The 712-nt window shown below is 40.9% G+C and carries 1 protein-coding gene; it reads right to left on the bottom strand.

The genetic code is table 11. The features are described from left to right. On the bottom strand, positions 1-712 hold a 712-nt coding region (locus B5E95_RS10430), incomplete at both ends, for a helix-turn-helix domain-containing protein (RefSeq protein ID WP_162606898.1).

Below are 712 nucleotides of genomic sequence, written 5' to 3'. Positions count from 1 at the left end.
TTTTGGTCAAAGACTTAGGAATAATCAAAAGCTGACCATCTTCATAATTGAAATGGCCTACGTTTATATCTACCCCGGTCGCTTTGCCTGTTTTCTTTTTGACTTCGAACCTATCTTTGGGGATCTTATATGGAATTGCCACATAATACCTATCCCTTACTCGATAGAAAGACATTGTTCCTGTAGGATAATCAAAAGGCTTTTCTGACAATTTTATTGGTTGCCAATTTGCTTTCAACCCTTGAGGCTTTTCCAAAACCAGCTTGCCATTAACAATTCTAGCTTGGTCGCTCTTGAAGCCTTGCTTGGGAGCCCGCTTAGATTTGAATTTAGGCTTGCCCCAATCTTTTTGAGCCTTATTGAAAAAATTTTGCCAGGCTTTGCCCAAATCCTGTACAGCTAGCTGCAATAGATGGGCTGAATAGCTAAATTGCCAGTCTTCTTTTTCTGCCACTAGTTTATTCCTGATGGCTTTCCAATTAGGTGCAGGATAGCTGGCAAGCATTTCTTCTTGTTCGGCAGTAAATTTGCGTTGACTCTTGGGCTTTCGTAGTTCAGCTTTGATCTCTTTATCAAGCATCAGCTGCCTAATATCGTATTCGTCATTCCACAAAGCCAAGGCTTCATTCCAGCAGAATCTCCGATAATCGCAATTGCGATCAAAAACAGCCTTCATCTGTTTGTTGGGAAACAGCTCATAGGATTTGGTTTT

The sequence above is a fragment of the Lactobacillus gallinarum genome (assembly GCF_002160635.1).
GTDB classification, from domain to species: Bacteria; Bacillota; Bacilli; order Lactobacillales; family Lactobacillaceae; genus Lactobacillus; species Lactobacillus gallinarum.
This window is presented reverse-complemented; position numbering and strand designations above follow the sequence as displayed.